Origin of the sequence: Rhodocyclus tenuis (assembly GCF_014197755.1) — a bacterium.
Classification (GTDB): Bacteria; Pseudomonadota; Gammaproteobacteria; order Burkholderiales; family Rhodocyclaceae; genus Rhodocyclus; species Rhodocyclus tenuis.
The window spans coordinates 363,445-380,206 of the sequence record NZ_JACIGE010000001.1 but is presented as its reverse complement, the minus strand read 5'-3'; the positions used below and the strand labels follow the sequence as shown (position 1 = coordinate 380,206).

17 protein-coding genes are annotated in these 16,762 nt (G+C 68.7%); 12 read left to right on the top strand and 5 right to left on the bottom strand.

Going from position 1 to position 16,762, the window contains the following annotated elements; genetic code table 11:
- The first annotated feature begins 52 nt into the window (after positions 1-52).
- The 10 genes from GGD90_RS01765 to hslV all read left to right on the top strand — a co-directional run bounded on the left by GGD90_RS01765 (position 53) and on the right by hslV (position 9,685).
- Complete coding sequence (locus GGD90_RS01765) at positions 53-1,168, top strand: porin (RefSeq protein WP_184414891.1); 1,116 nt, start codon at positions 53-55, stop codon at positions 1,166-1,168.
- A 179-nt stretch (positions 1,169-1,347) separates the two neighbouring features.
- Positions 1,348-1,776 (top strand): hypothetical protein, encoded by a 429-nt coding sequence (locus tag GGD90_RS01760; RefSeq protein WP_153115007.1) that lies wholly within the window; start codon positions 1,348-1,350, stop codon positions 1,774-1,776.
- 19 nt (positions 1,777-1,795) lie between these two features.
- Entirely contained in the window at positions 1,796-3,022 is a 1,227-nt protein-coding gene (locus GGD90_RS01755; RefSeq protein WP_228273615.1) for a CobW family GTP-binding protein, read from the top strand.
- A complete protein-coding gene (locus GGD90_RS01750; protein ID WP_153115009.1) occupies positions 3,019-3,339 on the top strand; it encodes a hypothetical protein in 321 nt (106 codons plus the stop codon). Before GGD90_RS01755 ends, GGD90_RS01750 begins: the two co-directional genes overlap by 4 nt.
- Positions 3,340-3,548: 209 nt before the next feature.
- Positions 3,549-5,018 (top strand): TonB-dependent receptor, encoded by a 1,470-nt coding sequence (locus GGD90_RS01745; protein ID WP_153115010.1) that lies wholly within the window; start codon positions 3,549-3,551, stop codon positions 5,016-5,018.
- Positions 5,019-5,035: 17 nt separating this feature from the next.
- Positions 5,036-5,944 (top strand): metal ABC transporter substrate-binding protein, encoded by a 909-nt coding sequence (locus GGD90_RS01740; protein WP_153115011.1) that lies wholly within the window; start codon positions 5,036-5,038, stop codon positions 5,942-5,944.
- Entirely contained in the window at positions 5,941-6,648 is a 708-nt protein-coding gene (locus GGD90_RS01735; RefSeq protein WP_153115012.1) for an ATP-binding cassette domain-containing protein, read from the top strand. Before GGD90_RS01740 ends, GGD90_RS01735 begins: the two co-directional genes overlap by 4 nt.
- Positions 6,645-7,517 (top strand): metal ABC transporter permease, encoded by an 873-nt coding sequence (locus GGD90_RS01730; RefSeq protein WP_153115013.1) that lies wholly within the window; start codon positions 6,645-6,647, stop codon positions 7,515-7,517. Before GGD90_RS01735 ends, GGD90_RS01730 begins: the two co-directional genes overlap by 4 nt.
- A gap of 108 nt (positions 7,518-7,625) precedes the next feature.
- Entirely contained in the window at positions 7,626-9,011 is a 1,386-nt protein-coding gene (locus tag GGD90_RS01725; protein ID WP_153115014.1) for an STAS domain-containing protein, read from the top strand.
- Positions 9,012-9,118: 107 nt separating this feature from the next.
- Positions 9,119-9,685 (top strand): ATP-dependent protease subunit HslV, encoded by a 567-nt coding sequence (gene hslV, locus GGD90_RS01720; protein ID WP_153115015.1) that lies wholly within the window; start codon positions 9,119-9,121, stop codon positions 9,683-9,685.
- Positions 9,686-9,739: 54 nt separating this feature from the next.
- Here hslV and GGD90_RS01715 read toward each other — a convergent pair whose 3' ends face one another.
- Together GGD90_RS01715 and GGD90_RS01710 are read right to left on the bottom strand one after the other, a co-directional pair.
- Complete coding sequence (locus GGD90_RS01715; RefSeq protein ID WP_153115016.1) at positions 9,740-10,576, bottom strand: HDOD domain-containing protein; 837 nt, start codon at positions 10,574-10,576, stop codon at positions 9,740-9,742.
- Positions 10,573-10,893, bottom strand: a complete 321-nt coding sequence (locus GGD90_RS01710) for a hypothetical protein (RefSeq protein ID WP_153115017.1) — start codon at positions 10,891-10,893, stop codon at positions 10,573-10,575. The genes GGD90_RS01715 and GGD90_RS01710 overlap by 4 nt, the downstream gene beginning before the upstream one ends.
- 109 nt (positions 10,894-11,002) lie before the next feature.
- Here GGD90_RS01710 and hslU point away from each other — a divergent pair, with 109 nt between their 5' ends.
- Positions 11,003-12,334 (top strand): ATP-dependent protease ATPase subunit HslU, encoded by a 1,332-nt coding sequence (hslU, locus tag GGD90_RS01705; RefSeq protein WP_153115018.1) that lies wholly within the window; start codon positions 11,003-11,005, stop codon positions 12,332-12,334.
- A gap of 59 nt (positions 12,335-12,393) precedes the next feature.
- On the opposite strand, the gene lysA is transcribed toward hslU, so the two are convergent.
- Both lysA and lptM read right to left on the bottom strand, forming a co-directional pair.
- Positions 12,394-13,638: a diaminopimelate decarboxylase gene (gene lysA / locus GGD90_RS01700; RefSeq protein WP_153115019.1), complete on the bottom strand. Its 1,245-nt coding sequence runs from the start codon at positions 13,636-13,638 to the stop codon at positions 12,394-12,396.
- Positions 13,635-13,865 carry an LPS translocon maturation chaperone LptM gene (gene lptM / locus GGD90_RS01695; protein ID WP_221227618.1) on the bottom strand — a complete coding sequence of 77 codons (231 nt, stop codon included), beginning with the start codon at positions 13,863-13,865 and terminating at the stop codon, positions 13,635-13,637. Before lptM ends, lysA begins: the two co-directional genes overlap by 4 nt.
- Before the next feature lie 64 nt (positions 13,866-13,929).
- Here lptM and cyaY point away from each other — a divergent pair, with 64 nt between their 5' ends.
- A complete protein-coding gene (gene cyaY / locus GGD90_RS01690; protein ID WP_153115020.1) occupies positions 13,930-14,268 on the top strand; it encodes an iron donor protein CyaY in 339 nt (112 codons plus the stop codon).
- Between the two features lie 59 nt (positions 14,269-14,327).
- On the opposite strand, the gene GGD90_RS01685 is transcribed toward cyaY, so the two are convergent.
- Positions 14,328-16,622 carry a penicillin-binding protein 1A gene (locus tag GGD90_RS01685; RefSeq protein WP_153115021.1) on the bottom strand — a complete coding sequence of 765 codons (2,295 nt, stop codon included), beginning with the start codon at positions 16,620-16,622 and terminating at the stop codon, positions 14,328-14,330.
- Between the last annotated feature and the right edge of the window lie 140 nt (positions 16,623-16,762).

The following is a 16,762-nucleotide window of genomic DNA, read 5'->3' as shown; positions in this document are numbered from 1 at the left end:
ACGGGCTTTCGCTGCCTGTTGCCGGCTTTTCAAATCGGGGGAGAGACTTCTCATGCACAAGAAAATCATCGCGCTGGCCGTCGCCGGCCTGCTTTCCGGCGGCGCTTTCGCGCAGTCGAACGTCAGCATTTACGGCATCGTCGATCTTTATGGCGCACACCGCACGGCCGACAACGCGCGTGCCCAGAATGGCGTCGATTCCGGTGGCCTGGCCACCTCGCGCATCGGCTTCAAGGGTGAAGAAGCGCTGGGCAACGGCCTGTCGGCGGTGTTCACGCTCGAGTACGGCCTTGATGTCGACAAGAACACCGGCGTCGGCGCAACGGCGCATATGGCGCGCCAGCAGTTCGTCGGCCTGAAGTCGGGCAGCCTCGGCACGCTCGTCGCCGGTCGCCTGCAAGGCCTCAGCTATTACACCGTGGCCGCCTTTGCCGGCGGTGTCGGCGGCGGCCCGTTGTCGCCGCTGGCTTCGCTGCAAACGTCGGCGAACAACGGCACGGCGACGGTCGGCGCGCTGCAGGCGTCGATCACCCGCTTCAACAACGGCATCGCCTACACCTCGCCGAACTTTGCCGGCTTCGATTTCGGCGCGGCCTACTCCTTCGGCAACCGCGCCTCGGGTGCGGAAGCGACGACGGCCGATACCCGCGACAGCGTCTATGAACTCGGCGCCAACTACAAGAACGGCCCGATCGCCGCCGGCTACGTCTTCAGCCGCGCCGTCGACAAGCTCCTCGCCGGCGGCAGCGACGACCTCAAGCTCAACGCGCACTTCCTCGGCGCTTCGTACGACTTCGGTCTGGCCAAGCTGAAGGCTTCGTTCCAGACGCAGAAGAACGAGACCGGCGGCAGCGAGAGCGGCAAGTTCGACATCTGGCAGTTGGGCGTCGACGTTCCGGTCACCGCCGCGGGTACGATCCGCGCCGCCTATGTCGCCTACAACGACAAGTTCGACACGCGCAAGGCCGACGATGCCAAGTCGTGGACGGTCGGCTACACGCACGCGCTGTCGAAGCGCACGACGGCTTATGCCGCCTACACCGTGGTCAGGAATGACAACAACGCCGGCCTCAAGCTGTTCGGCTCCGGTGACACCGTCACCGGGATGGCGCCGGTTGCCGGTGGTGACAGCAGCGTCATCGGCTGCGGTGTGAGCCACGCTTTCTGAGATCGCCCGGGCGCGATCCTGGAATTGAAAACGGGCGCTTCGGCGCCCGTTTTTTCGTTTACACGCAACGCTGCGCGCGACTGCGCCCCGCCCGGCACGAGCGTCGCCGTCTTTGTGCTGCCAGCGGCGCTGCGTTATGCTCTGCCCCCTGCAGCCAGCAGGTTCGCCGGAGTTGCCGCATGAAGAAGTTTGCCTGGATCGCCGCCGTGATCGTCGCGCTGGTGGCGCTCGACTGGTTCATCCGCGCGCCCGATTCGCGCGCGCGCGACCTCACGCGCGTCATCGCCGAGCAGGGCAGCGCCGAGCTGAAGGCGTATCCCTACTCGTTCCACGTGCTCAAGGTCGAGGGCGACGTCGCTTTCGTCGGCACGCCGCGCAGCCCCGACGTGCCGGCGGCGCGAATGATCGCCGTCATCCATCCGCAAGTGAATACGAAGGACGCCAACGATCCGGCCTTCGTCGCCGCGCAGAAGGAACTCGCCGCGATCCAGGGCGAGGCGCAGCAGATCGTCGCCAAGCAGCCGGGAATCAAGTCGGTGCGCTGGAAGCTTGACCGCGACTGGCTCACCAGCCACGGCATCGACGTGCCCGATGGCGCCGGGCCGTAAGCAGGGCAGAGCGTCCACCGTGGCCACTGTCACCGACCCCGCGCGCACACTGTCGCTCACCGTCGTCACCGGCTTTCTCGGCGCCGGCAAGACGACGCTGGTGAACGCGCTGCTGCGCGACGCGCGGCTGGCCGACACGGCGGTGCTGATCAACGAGTTCGGCAGCGTCGGCATCGACCATCATCTGGTCGAGAAGATCGACGATAACGTCGTGCTGCTCGCTTCCGGCTGCCTGTGCTGCAGCGCGCGCGGCGATCTGGCGCGGGCGCTGCGCGATCTGTTCATGCGCCGCCTGCGCCGCGAGATTCCGCCCTTCTCGCGCGTTCTCGTCGAAACCACCGGCCTTGCCGATCCGGCGCCGGTGCTGGCGACGATCAGCGGCGACTTCTTTCTCGCCGAGCGCTACCGCATCGACGGCGTCGTCACCGTGATCGACGCGACGCTCGGTGAAGGGCAGCTGGCGCGCCACGTCGAGGCGGTCAAGCAGGCGGCGATGGCCGACCGCCTGCTGCTTGCCAAGTGCGATCTGGCGCCGCGCGCGCAGATCGACGCCTTGCGCGCCCGCCTCGACCGGCTCAACCCCGGCGCGCCGCTGCGCGAGATGGCGCACGGTGAGGTCGACGCCGGCTTCGTCTTCGGCCTCGCCGGTGGCAGCGAACGCCGCGGCGACGAACTCGCGTGCTGGCTCGCCGCTGCCGAGGAACGCGCCGCTGCCGGCCTGCGCGCCGCGGCGGCTGCCGAACGTCGCCGTCTGTCGCCGGCAGATCCCGCTGCCGCCGATCGCCTTGCCACTGCCGCCGCCGCCGAGGGCGACGCGCTACCGCTCTACCGCTCGCGTTTCGAGCCCGGCCAGCCGGTGCACGACGCGGCGGTGCATACCTTCGTGCTGCGCTTTGCCGAGCCTTTCGTCTGGCCCGAGTTTTCCGAGGCGATCGACGTGCTGCTCGCCACCTGCGGCGCGCGCATCCTGCGCATCAAGGGGCTGGTCAATGTCGTCGGCGAAAGCCGGCCGCGCGTGCTGCATTGCGTGCAGCACCTGCGCTACCCGCTGACGACGCTGCCGGCGTGGCCGGCGGAGGCTGCGCCCGTCGCGAGCCCTGCCAAACTCGCCGCTGCCGCTGCGGCACGCGCGGCGTGCCAGGACAGCCGTCTCGTCTTCATCGTCGACGGCCTGTCGCGCGAGGTCGTGGCGAAGGCCTTCACCATGTTCTGCGGTGGCGTCGAAGCGCTGCCGGCGGCGGCATGAGCCTGCTGCACGCGCTGCGCCGTGATGCGGCCAGCCCGCGTCGCCTGCTGCTGACGCTGTGGCTGGCGCTGGCGCTGGTCGGCGCGCAGGCGCATGTGCTGGCGCACGAGTTTTCCCACTGGCAGGGCAAGGCGCCGCCGGCGGAAACGCATTCCTGCGTCGCCTGCCTTGCCGGCCATGCGCTCGACACGCCGCTGGCGGCGAGCGCACCGCTGCCGGCGCTCGCCGATCCGCCGGCGCTCGCCGCGCCGGCGCCGCATGTCGGTCTGTTCGCGCTGCGCGCGCTGCCGGCGCGCGCCCGCGGCCCGCCGGCCTGAGCGCTGCCTGCCGACGCTTCGTGCCGTCGGCCCGCCGCTGCCTGACGCAGCGGTTTTTCCCGCTAACCTGATCAACCCGCAGCCTGCGCTGCCGACCGCGTCATCGACGCCGTCGGCGTCGCCGCGCATGGCATGCCGGGCGGTTTCCCGCGGGAAAGCACTGTCTCCGGTCAACCGGACCTCATCCGCACCCATTTGCAGGAGTTGCCATGCGCACCCCCTTCTCAGTCTTCACACCGACGGCGCTGTGCGCCGCGGTCTGCCTTGCTTTCGGCGCCCCGGCGCCGGCCTTCGCCGCCGGCGACGCCGATCTGGCGGCGATCCGCGCGCAGATCAACGACATGAAACGCAGTTACGAGCAGCGCATCGCGGCGCTGGAAGCGCGTCTGGCGCAGGCCGAAACTTCGGCCTCGCGCGCCGAGCAGAGCGCGACCGTTGCCGAAAGCAAGGCGCAGGTCGCCGAGCTTGGCGCCACGCAGGCGGCAGTCGCCGCGCAGCAGGCCGGACAGCGGCAGAATTCGGCCGCCGCCTTCAACCCCGAAATCTCGCTGATCCTCGGCGGCAGCTACACCAATCTGTCGCAGAACCCGTCCGACCGCCGCCTGCAGGGCTTCATGCCGGCCGGTGGCGAAACGCTGCCGGAAGGGCGCAGCTTCAATCTCGGCGAATCCGAGCTGGCCATCTCGGCCAACGTCGATCACATGTTCCGCGGCAACTTCCGCCTGGCGGTGTCGCCCGAGAACGAGATCGGCGTCGAGGAAGCGAGCGTGCAGACGCTCGGCCTCGGCGGTGGCGCCAACCTGAAGGCCGGTCGCTTCCTCTCCGGCGTTGGCTACCAGAACGAGATGCATCCGCACGAATGGGACTTCTCCGACGCGCCGCTGCCCTACCAGGCCTTCTTCGGCAACGCACTCGGCATGGACGGCGTGCAGGCGCGCTGGCTGGCACCGACGCCGTTCTTCCTCGAGTTCGGCGCCGAGGCGGCGCGCGCCAGGAGCTTCCCGGCGAGCGACAGCGAGCGCAACAAGAACGGCTTCATGTCGGGCGCGCTGTTCGCGCACGTCGGCGGCGATGTCGGCATCGAAAACAACTGGCGCGCCGGGCTGTCGTTCTTCCAGTCGAAGCCACGCGACCGCGTCTACGACGATCCGCTCAACGCGACCGCCGATCTGCACAACAGCTTCAGCGGCACGAGCAAGACCTGGATTGCCGACTTCGTCTGGAAATGGGCGCCGAACGGCAACGCCAAGTCGGAATACCTCAAGCTGCAGGGCGAGTACTTCCGGCGCACTGAGGATGGCACGCTGACCTACGATACGAAGAACGTCACCGGCAACGGCGCCAGCGACGGCTATCGCAATACGCAATCGGGCTTCTATGCGCAGGCGGTGTATCAGTTCATGCCGCGCTGGCGCGTCGGCTACCGCTACGACCGGCTCGACGCCGGCAGCGCGGCGATCGGCCTGATCGACAGCGGTGCCATCGCCGCCAGCGAGCTGCCGCTACTCGAGAAATTCACGCCGAAGCGCAACACGCTGATGGTCGACTGGAGCGCCAGCGAGTTCTCGCGCGTCCGCCTGCAGTTCGCGCAGGACAAGACGCGTCCCGATGCCACCGACAACCAGGTGTGGCTGCAATACATCATGAGCCTGGGCGCGCACGGCGCGCACAAGTTCTGAGCCAAGGAGCAACGACCATGAAAAGAATCATTCCCCTGTTCCTGTTTGCCCTGTTCGCCGCGCTGGCCCTGCCGGCGCAGGCGGCGCTGAAGGTGTTCGCGTCGGTTCCCGAGTGGGCGGCGCTGGCCAAGGAGATCGGCGGCGAGCGCGTCGACGTCTATGCCGCGACCAGCGGCCTGCAGGACCCGCACCGCATCGACGCCAAGCCCTCGCTGATCGCGCGCGCGCGCAGCGCCGATCTGGTCGTCGCCACCGGTGCCGAGCTCGAGATCGGCTGGCTGCCGCTGGTCCTGCGCGAATCGGGCAACGCACGCGTGCAGCCGGGCCAGCCCGGCTACTTCGAGGCGACCCGCTACGTCGTCATGCGCGAGGCGCCGGCGGTGCTCGACCGCGCCGAGGGCGACGTGCATGCGGCCGGCAATCCGCACATCCAGACCGATCCGCGCAACCTGCTCAAGGTCGGCGAGGCGCTGACGCAGCGGCTGGCCGAGATCGACCCGGCCAATGCCACCGCCTATCAGTCCGGCTGGCAGTCCTTCGCCGCGCGCCTGCGCACGGCGATCGCGCGCTGGGAGAAGGAGGCGGCGCCGCTCGCCGGCGTGCCGGTGCTCGTGCAGCACAAGGCCTTTCCCTACCTGACGGCCTGGCTGCGCATGAAGGAGCTGGGCAGCCTCGAAACGCGTCCCGGCGTCGAACCGTCGAGCGCACAGCTGGCGGCGGTGGTGGCGCGGCAGGCGAGCAATCCGGCGCGCATGGTGCTGCGTCCGGCCTACCAGTACGACACGCCGTCGCGCTGGGTCGCGGCGCAGACGCACATCGTACCGGTGCTGCTGCCCTTCACCGTCGGCGGCACGCCCGAGGCGAAGGATCTCTTCTCGCTCTACGACGACACCGTGCGTCGTCTGCTGCAGGGGCTGAAGGAGTGAGTCGGCAGCCGGCGCCGCTGCTGAGCGTGACCGCGCTCGCCGCCGGCTGGCCGGGGGCGCGTCGCCCGGTCTGCGGGCCGCTGTCGTTCGCGCTGGCGCCGGGGGAAATCCTCGGCATCGGCGGCGCCAACGGCGCCGGCAAGTCGACGCTGCTGGCGGCCATCGCCGGCAGCGCGCGCATCTTCGCCGGCAGCGTCGAGCGTCGGCCGGGGCTGCGCCTGGCGCACCAGCGGCAGCTGCCACCGGCCTTCGCCGGCGTGCCTTTCAACGGTCACGACCTGCTGGCGCTGACCGGCGCCAGCAGTGCCGGCCTGCCGCCGTGGCTGGCGTCGCGCCTCGCACTGCGCCTCGACACGCTGTCCGGCGGCCAGCGCCAGTTCCTGCATCTGTGGGCCTCGCTGCGGGCGCCGGCCGATCTGGTGATGCTCGACGAGCCGACCAACAACCTCGACCCGGCCGGCGTCGCCGCGCTGGAAGTTGCCTTGCGCCGGCGCGCCGCCGACGGTGTCGGCCTGCTGCTGGTCAGCCACGACGCGCGCTTCATCGCCGCCGTCTGCGGCCGCGTGCTGCAGCTCGATGCGCCGGCCGAAGCGCCGCCCGACGACGAATTCGACTGTGATTCCGGCTGTGATTCCGGCTGTGATTCCGGCAACGAAGCCGGCACGTCGGCCACCGCCAGTGTGTCACTGGAGGAGCGCAGATGAGCGCCGACAGCCTGTTATCCGCCGTCGGCCTCGATTCCCTGCCGTTCGACGCGCTGTTTGTCGGCCCTTTCGCCACCGGCCTGTGTTTCGCCGTCGCGCTGCCCTTGCTGGGCGCCTACCTGCGCCTGCGCGACGAGTGGCTGGCAGCGCTGGCTTTCGCGCAGACGGCGGCGGCCGGCGCGCTGCTGGCGATGCTCGCCGGCTTGCCGCTGGTCGCCGGCGGCGTCGGCGCCGCGGCGCTGGCGGCGGCACTGAAAAACCTGTTCGACCGCGCCACGCGCGGCGCGCAGGGAGCATTCTTCGCGCTGCTGCTGGTTTTCGCCTGGGCCGCTTCGGTACTGCTCGCGGCCAATCTGCCGCTGGCCGAACGCATGGCGCACGCGCTCTTCGACGGCCAACTCTATTTCAGCGACAACGCGCAACTGCTCACCGCCAGCGTCTGCGTGCTCGCTGCGCTGGTCGTCTTGCGCGTGCTCTCGCGCCGCCTGCTGCTGGCGCACTTCTTCCCCGAGCTGCTGCGCGCCAGCGGCATCGCGGCGCCGCGGCTGGCTTTCGACCTGCTGGTCGCGGCAACGCTGGCGCTGGCGACGATGAGCATCGGCGTGATGGGCGCTTTTGCGCTGATCTTCGTGCCGCCGCTGCTCGCCTGGCGCTGGGCGGGCACGTGGCGCAGCGGGCTGCTGCTCGCCGTCAGCGTCGGCGTGCTCAGCTTCGCCGCGGCCTTCGCGCTGGCGCTGGCGCTCGACCAGCCCTTCGGGCCGCTGCTCGGCGGCCTGCTCGTCAGCATCGCCGCTGTCGCGCTGCTCATTCCGGCGCGCCGCGAAACACGCGGGCAAACGGCAGTCAGGACACAGCCGCCGGCTCACTGAGCCATCTTTACCTGTCGGCAAATTGCAGTCGCCATATCGATGTGCTACAACCGTCGACCTCCGCCGACTCATTTTTTCCCACTCGACCGCAAGCTCTGCTGACTGCGCATGGTGTTCTCCTTCTTCAAGAAAGCGCCGGAAAAAATGCTGGTCCGTCCGCCAGCGGAGCCGACGCGTCCGGCGGCGAAGCCCGCGCCAGCGGAGCCGCCGACGGAAGTGGCGGCAGCGCGCAAGCCGGCGGCGACGCCAGCGCCGACCGCGCCGGTCGCCCGGCAAGCCACTGCGCCGGCGGCAGCCCCGGGCAAAAGAGCCGCCACGGCGGCGCCGGCTGCGCCAGCGCGGTCGAGCGCCGGCGCCACGCAGCGGCCGGCACCGGCGCCGGCCAGCGAGTCGCACTCGCTCGAATTCACCGATTTCAGTTTTTCCGACGCCACCAGCGGCGTGCTGGTCGAGGACGCGATCGACCCGATCGACGCCGATGCCGAGCAGGGGGCGATGCTCTGGGCGAATGCGCAGGTCGAGGCGGCACGCGCCTTTCTCGAGGACAGCGTGCGCACGCATCGCGCCGGCCCCGGCGAGCGACTGTGGCTGATGCTCTTCGATCTGTACCGGCTGAGCGGCCGCGCTGCCGATTTCGAAGCGCTCGGTATCGACTATGCGCAGGCTTTCGAAAAATCGCCGCCGATCTGGCGCGGCGCGCTGGCGCCGGTGGCCAGCGGCGAACGCCCGGCGGCGGCGAAGGTGCTGCCACTGTCGGGCGCGCTGCTCGGCGCCGACGCGCCGGCGCTCGTCAGCATCGCCGCCGCGCTGAAGAAGTCGCCGCGCATCGCGGTCGATGTTGGCGCGCTCAGCGCCTGCGATAGCGCCGGCTGCGCCGCTCTGCTCGCCCAGCTCGGTGCGGCGCGGCGTGCCGGTGGCGACATCGCTTTCGTCGGCGCCGAGGCGCTGGCGGAGAAGCTGTCGGCGCTGGTCGAGCCGGGGCGGGATGCCGGTGCCGAGAGCTGGCTGCTGCTGCTCGAATTACTGCAGCAGATCGGCAATATGCAGGTGTTCGAGAATACGGCGATTGCGTATGCGGTCACTTTCGAAATATCGCCGCCTTCGTGGGACGCGCGGGCGGCGGCAAGAGGGCCGGCGGCCAGCGCGGCGAGCGCCGGCCGCGCCCACGCCGAAGCGGCTGCCGAGCTGAAAAGGCAATCGCTGGCGACGATCAACGCCGCCGACGGCGATTGCTGGTGTCTGGCCGGTGACCTGCGCAACGCGCGCTTCAGCGATCTGCCGGTTTTCGCCGCCACGCACGAGCGGGTGCTGATCGACTGTACGCGGCTCGAGCGCATCGATTTCGTCAGCGCCGGCGCGTTGTTCAATACGCTGGAAAGCCTGCGCCGCGCCGGCAAGCGCGTGGTTTTCCGCGAACCCAATCATCTGGTCAGCGAGCTGCTCGCCGTTTTCGGCGTGCCGGCGCTGGCCGAAATCGTCAACGCGCAGCGCTAGCCGCAGCCGGCCGGCGACGGCTCCGCCGGGCCGACCAGGCAGCGGGCGGTGCAGCGCCAGCGGCAAGGCAGCCGACGTTCATGTCGGCGCAGCAAGGAGAGCAGTGCATGGAACAGTATCACGGCACCACCATTCTCTCGGTTCGCCGCGGCGATCGCGTCGCCATGGGCGGCGACGGGCAGGTGACGCTCGGCAACATCGTCGTCAAGGCCGGTGCGCGCAAGGTGCGGCGCATCCACCACGGCAAGATCCTCGTTGGTTTTGCCGGTGGCACGGCCGACGCCTTCACCCTCTTCGAGCGCCTCGAAGCGCGCCTCGACAAGCATCAGGGCGCGCTGCTGCGCGCTGCCGTCGAACTCGCGCGCGAGTGGCGCAGCGACCGCGCGCTGCGCCGGCTGGAAGCGATGCTGGCGGTGGCCGACCGCGAGCATTCGCTGATCATCACCGGCAACGGCGACGTGCTTGAGCCCGAACTCGGCATCGTCGCCATCGGCTCGGGCGGCGCCTACGCGCAGTCGGCTGCGCGCGCGCTGTGGGAAAACACGGAATTTGCGCCGGTCGAGGTGGTGAAGAAGTCGCTCGAAATCGCCGCCGACCTGTGCATCTACACCAACCGCAACTTCACGCTGGAAACGCTCGGCGACGAAGACGGCGACGCGGCAGCGGGCGACTGAAGCAAGGCGGCGCGTGGCGCGACCGGCGCGCTCGCGCCGGTGTGGCGACCGCGCTTACAGCGCCAGCGCGATGCGCAGACCGTCGTAGCGCGCCTCGATTTCGCCGAAGTGCGACACCAGATCGCGCCAGCGCACGCCGAGCCGGGCGCTGGCGCGGTCGGATACCGCCGGAACGCGGTTGTTCGGCGGGCCGCCGAGATCGAGCGCGTGCGCCAGTGCTTCGGCAAGGTGCACGATCTCGCCGAGCGTGCTGTCGAAACGGTCGGGTTCGTGGTGCGCGGCGATCGCCTCGGCGATGTCGCGCGGCAGGCGCCAGTAGTCGGCGAGACGGCCGCCGGCCTGCGCGTGGTTGTAGCCGAACACCTCGTGCTCGGCGGCGAGCACCGACCAATCGTCTTCGCTCTGCAGCGCCAGTACGCGCGCGTACGCCGCCGGCGCGCCGCTGACCATCAGCAGCTGGCCGATGTCGTGCAGCAGTCCGGCGGTGAAGGCCGTCTCCGGTTCTTCGTCGCAGGCTTCGGCGATGACGCGTGCGCATACGGCGACGCCGAAGGTGTGCCGCCAGAGCAGACGCGCATCGAAGTCCGGCGATCCGGCGTGGTAGCGGTCGAGCAGCGCGGCGCCGAGGATGATCGCCGACACGCGGTTGATGCCGAGCACGAGGAAGGCCTGCCGCGCCGAATCGATTCTTGCCGACAGACCGAAGGCCGCCGAGTTGGCGGCGGCGAGCAGACGGCCGACGATCGCCGGGTCGGCGTTGATGTCGTGCACCAGCGTGTCCACGTCGGCCAGATCGTCGTCGAGCGAGTGGATCAGGTGGCGGACGATCTCGGGCAGCGAGGGGATTGCGTCGGCGTGGCCGATCAGCTCTTCGAGGTCGGGCGGGTTCATTGCAGTTCCTCGAGTCGCCAGGCGAGCAGCGCGGCGTGCAGCTCGCTGCGCGCGTCGCTGCCTTCGCCGCGGAAGAGGTGACGCAGGCGCTCCTCGCTGGCAGCGCGTTCGCGCGCGAGTTCGGCCGGGTCGCGCGCGTCGATCTCGCTCACCGCCAGCGCTTCGACGCCGCGCCGCGTCAGCCGGTCGAGCGTCGTCGGATCGAGCGTCACACCGGCGGCGAGCAGCGTCTTGCCGTCGCGGCCGATCACCGGTACGGCCAGCGTCATTCCCGGCGCGACGCGCCCTGGCGGCAACCAGACGGTTCGGGTTTTCATGCGTTTGTCCTCTGCGTCGTGCGATTCCCAGCAGTCTGCCACAATCGCCCGCAGCGCGAGAACATGCTAGATTTCCGGGCTTTCAGCCCCGCATGCACGCAGGTTCGCCATGACGCAAATGACTCCGCAGGAAATCGTTCACGAACTCGACAAGCACATCGTCGGACAGGCCGCCGCCAAGCGCGCGGTGGCCATCGCACTGAGGAACCGCTGGCGCCGCTCGCAGGTGGCCGAGCCCTTGCGGCAGGAAATCACGCCGAAGAACATCCTGATGATCGGCCCGACCGGCGTCGGCAAGACCGAGATCGCGCGCCGGCTGGCGCGGCTGGCCAGGGCGCCGTTCATCAAGATCGAGGCGACCAAGTTCACCGAGGTCGGCTACGTCGGCCGCGACGTCGATACGATCATCCGCGATCTGGTCGAGATCGCCATCAAGAACGGCCGCGAGCAGGCGATGAAGGGCGTGCACATGCGCGCCGAAGACGCCGCCGAGGACCGTCTGCTCGACGCGTTGCTGCCCGGGCCGCGGCCCGCTTTCGGCGAGGAAGCGAAACCGGCCGAAGATAACGCGACGCGGCAGAAATTCCGCAAGCGCCTGCGCGAAGGCGAGCTCGACGAACGCGAGATCGAGATCGACCTCGCTGCCTCGCCGCTGCGCGCCGACATCATGGCGCCGCCGGGAATGGAAGACCTGTCGGCGCAGCTGCAGGGGATGTTCCAGAACCTCGGCGCCGGCCGGCGCAGCGCGCGCAAGCTGAAGATCGCCGAAGCGCGCCGCCTGCTGATCGAGGAAGAGGCGGCGAAGCTGGTAAACGACGAGGAAGTGAAGCTCGCCGCGGTGAAGAACGTCGAGCAGAACGGCATCGTCTTCCTCGACGAGATCGACAAGATTGCGACGCGATCGGATAGCCACGGCGCCGACGTCTCGCGCCAGGGCGTGCAGCGCGACCTGCTGCCGCTGGTCGAGGGAACGACGGTGACGACCAAGTACGGAATGATCCGCACCGATCACATCCTGTTCATCGCTTCGGGCGCTTTCCACCTGTCGAAGCCCTCGGACCTGATCCCCGAACTGCAGGGCCGGCTGCCGATCCGCGTCGAACTCGATTCACTGTCGGTCGCCGACTTCGAGCGCATCCTGACGCAGACCGACGCCTGCCTGACCATGCAGTACGAGGCGCTGCTGGCGACCGAAGGCGTCACGCTGGAGTTTGCCGCAGACGGCGTTGCCCGGCTGGCCGAGATCGCCTGGTCGGTGAACGAGAAGACCGAGAACATCGGCGCGCGCCGCCTGCACACGGTGATGGAGCGCCTGCTCGAGGAGATTTCCTTCAGCGGCGGCCGCCACGGCGCCGAAGCGCTGCGCATCGACGCCGCTTACGTCGACGCCCGCCTGGGCGAAGTGGCGCAGGACGAGGACCTGTCGCGCTACGTGCTGTAGCGCGGAGGCTTGAGCGGGAAGCCGGCGCCTGCCGGCTTCCGCGGCGTGAGCGCGGGCGATCAGCCGATCACGCTTTCGTTGGCATAGAGCTCGGCGATGCTCTCGCGGCGGCGGACAAGGTGTGCCGTGCTGCCGTCGACGATCACTTCGGCGGCGCGCGGCCGACAGTTGTAGTTCGAGCTCATGCTCATGCCGTAGGCGCCAGCTGAAAGCAGCGCCAGCAGGTCGCCCGCCTGCAAGGCCAGCGTGCGGCCGCGGCCGAGGAAATCGCCCGATTCGCAGACCGGACCGACGACGTCCCATTGCTCGCTGGCGACGTCGCTGCGCGGGCGCACCGGAACGATGTCGTGCCAGGCGTCGTAGAGCGCCGGGCGGGCGAGGTCGTTCATGGCCGCGTCGACGATGGCGAAGTGCTTCTCGCCGGGCTTCAGGTACTCGACGCGCGTGAGCAGCGCGCCGGCTTCGCCAACCAGCCGCCGACCGGGCTCGAGCAGCACCTTGAGGCCGCGCCCTTGCAACTTGTGCAGCAGCGGCCGCAGGTAGGCGGCAACCGACGGCGGCGTCTCGTCCTGGTAGCGGATGCCGAGGCCGCCGCCGAGGTCGATGTGCGAGAGGGCGATGCCTTCATCGGCGAGCGCATCAACGAGCGCCAGCAGGCGGTCGAGCGCTTCGGCGAAGGGCGCCGGGTCGAGCAGCTGCGAACCGATGTGACAGTCGATGCCGTGCACCGCCAGGTTCGGCAGCGCGGCGGCGCGACGATAGATCGCCAGCGCGTCGGCGAAGGCGACGCCGAACTTGTTTTCCTTGAGCCCGGTCGAGATGTAGGGGTGCGTCTTGGCGTCGACGTCGGGGTTCACGCGCAGGCTCACCGGCGCCACCTTGCCGAGACGGCCGGCGACTTCATTGAGGCGCTCGAGCTCTGGCGCCGATTCGACGTTGAAGCAGAGGATGCCGGCAGCGAGCGCCTGCTCCATCTCGGCGCCGGTCTTGCCGACGCCGGAAAAGACGACCTTGCGCGCGTCGCCGCCGGCAGCGAGCACGCGCTGCAGTTCGCCGCCGGAGACGATGTCGAAGCCGGCGCCGAGGCGCGCGAAAAGGTTGAGGATGGCGAGGTTGCCGTTGGCCTTGACCGCGTAGCAGACGAGCGCATCGAGGCCGCCGAGTTCGTTCTGGAATTCGCGGAAGGAGGCTTCCAGCGCGGCGCGCGAGTAAACGTAGCAGGGGGTGCCGAACTCGCTGGCGATGCGGTCGAGGGCGACGTTTTCGACGTGCAGCACGCCGTCTTGCAGGGTAAAGGGGTTCATCTGGCGGTCTCGGCCTTGTTGGTCTGCGTGCTAGGATTGTCGGGCGTGCTCGTCGCGCTGCTGGTCGTGGCCGGCGCTGTTGCCGGCTTGGCTGGCGCCTTGGCCGCGCTGGCCGGCTTGGGCGGCAGCACCAGCGGGCCGCGCGTGCCGCAGCCGCTCAGCAGCGTGCCGGCGAAGAGCGCGCCGGCAAGAATGAGGGGTGCGCTGCGCGCAGGCAGGCGGTTCAAGGGTGTGCAGCGAGGTGTGCAGCGCATCGGTGGCTAACCCGAAAAGGAAAAAATGGTAGCACAGATGAACGAGAGCGAATTTGAGGCCCTGAGCGGCGCGGCACTGGCACACATCGAGGCCGCCTTCGAGGCGGCGATGGACGATTCGGCCGCCGAGCTCGATTTCGAGACGCCGGCAGTCGGCGTCATCGAACTGCAGTTTGCCGACGGCAGCCGCATCGTCGTCAATCGCCACGGCGCGGCGCAGGAAATCTGGGTCGCCGCGAAGAGCGGCGGTTTCCATTACCGCTGGGACGGTGCCGTCTGGCGCGACACGCGCGACGGCAGCGAACTGATGAGCGCGCTGTCGCGACTGGTATCAGCGCAGGCCGGCGCGGCGGTGGATCTGGTAAGTGGCGAGTAGGAAGTGGTAATTGGGTAGTGGTAAGTGGGGAGTGACTTCCCACTCCCCACTTACCATCATCAATCGACTGCCGGTCCGCTGTCGCCGGTCGGCAGTTCTGTCGGCGGTTCGGCCGGCATGTTTTCCTTGTAGAACATCTCCTTGGCCGGCCCCTTGGCGCGTCCCGGCGCGTCGACGGCAACCAGCCCGTCGGGCTGCGGCATGAACGATTCGGGAACGTTCTTCAGCACGCGCGACATGTAGTTGACCCACGTCGGCAGCGCTGCGGTGCCGCCGGTTTCGCCGTTGCCGAGGTTTTTCGGCTGGTCGAAGCCGATCCACGAGCAGCCGACGACGGTCTGCTGATAACCGCAGAACCAGGCGTCGACGTGTTCGTTGGTGGTACCGGTCTTGCCGGCGAGGTCGCGGCGCTTGAGCGTTGCCGAGGCGCGCGCGGCGGTGCCGTAGAGGGTGACGTCGCGCATCATGCTGTCCATCACGTAGGCGTTGCGTGCGTCGATCGCGCGCAGTTCCTCGTCGCCGGCCGGCGTTGGCTGTGCCTGCGCCAGCACGTGGTTCTTCTCGTCGCGGATCTCGCTGACGATGAAGGGGGTGATGCGGTAGCCGCCGTTGGCGAAGATCGAGTAGGCGGAAACCATCTGCCACGGCGTCACCGAACCGGCGCCGAGCGCCATCGTCAGGTAGGGCGGGTGCTTGTCGGCGTCGAAGCCGAAGCGCGTGATGTAGTCCTGCGCGTACTGCACGCCGATCTTCTCGAGCACGCGGATCGAGATCATGTTCTTCGACTTGGCCAGACCGGTGCGCATGGTCATCGGGCCTTCGTACTTGCCGTCGTAGTTCTTCGGTTCCCAGGCCTGGCTGCCGGTCACCGACGCCGGGAAGATGATCGGTTCGTCCTCGATCACCGTTGCCGGGGTGAAGCCCTTTTCCAGCGACGCCGAGTAGATGAAGGGTTTGAAGCTCGAACCCGGCTGCCGCCACGCCTGCGTCACGTGGTTGAACTTGTTGCGGTTGAAGTCGAAACCGCCGACCAGCGCGCGGATGGCGCCGCTGTGCGGGTCGGCCGAGAGGAACGCGGCTTCGACTTCGGGCATCTGTGCGATCTGCCAGGCGCCCTTGTCGTCGCGCTGCACGCGGATCAGTGCGCCGCGCTTGAGGCGCTTGTTCGGCGGCGCCTTGTCGTCGAGCATGCGCGCGGCGAACTTGAGGCCGTCGCCGGCGAGCGTGACGATCTCGCCGCCGCGGCGGTAGGCGCGGATCTGCTTGGCGCCGGCTTCGAGGACGATCGCCGGATGCAGGTCGTCGACGTCGGTAACGTCCTGCAGCAGTTCGTCGAGCGCTTCGTCCTGCTCGCTCTTCACTTCGGCGAGGTCGAGGTAGGCTTCGGCGCCGCGGTAGCCGTGGCGGCGGTCGTAATCGAAGACGCCGCGGCGCACGCTGGCGAAGGCGGCTTCCTGATCGGCCTTGAGGATCGTCGTATAGACGCGCAGCCCGCGCGTGTACACGTCGTCGGGGAAGCGCTCGGCGGCCATCTGCCGCGCCATTTCGGCGACGTATTCGGCGTGCACCGAGAATTCGCTGGCGTCGCGCTTGACCACCAGCGTCTGCTTCAGTGCCGCTTCGTGTTGCGCATCGCTGAGGTAGCCAAGTTCGTGCATGCGGCGCAGCACGTATTGCTGACGCAGGCGCGCGCGCTTCGGATTGACCACCGGGTTGTAGGCGGAGGGGGCTTTCGGCAGGCCGGCAAGCATCGCGGCTTCGGCGGCCGTCAGGTCGTGCAGCGATTTGCCGAAGTAGATCTGCGCCGCGGCGGCGAAGCCGTAGGCGCGCTGGCCGAGGAATATCTGGTTGATGTACAGCTCGAGAATCTGGTCCTTGCTGAGGTTAGCCTCGATCTTGAACGAGAGCAGCGCTTCGTAGAGCTTGCGCGTGTAGGTCTTCTCGGCCGAGAGGAAGAAGTTGCGCGCCACCTGCTGCGTGATCGTCGAGGCGCCCTGGCGCTTGCCGCCGCCGACGATGTTCGAGTACGCCGCGCGCAGCACGCCGAGCGTGTCGATGCCGCCGTGCTGGTAGAAGCGCTCGTCCTCGGCCGAGAGGATCGCCTGCTTCATCACTTCCGGCACGTCGGCGATGCGCACGACGGCGCGGCGCTCTTCGCCGAATTCGCCGATCAGTGCGCCGTCGGCCGAGTAAACGCGTAGTGGAATCTTCGGCTGGTAGTCAGTGAGCACTTCCAGCGACGGCAGGTTGGGATAGGCGAGGGCGAGAACGATCGCCAGTAGTGCAACACCGATGGCGACGAGTCCGGCGACAAGGGCGAGTGGATAAAGTATCCAGCGTAGGGCGGTTGGCAAGGGGATTTCCGTGTATTCGGACGTAGATTCAGCATTATAAGCGTGCCCGGAACGCTGCCAAAAATTGCTTTACAGTCCGGGGGCTTGTTGCTAGGATCTAAAGTAGATTATCTATAAATCCGCTAACTACCAATTATTCA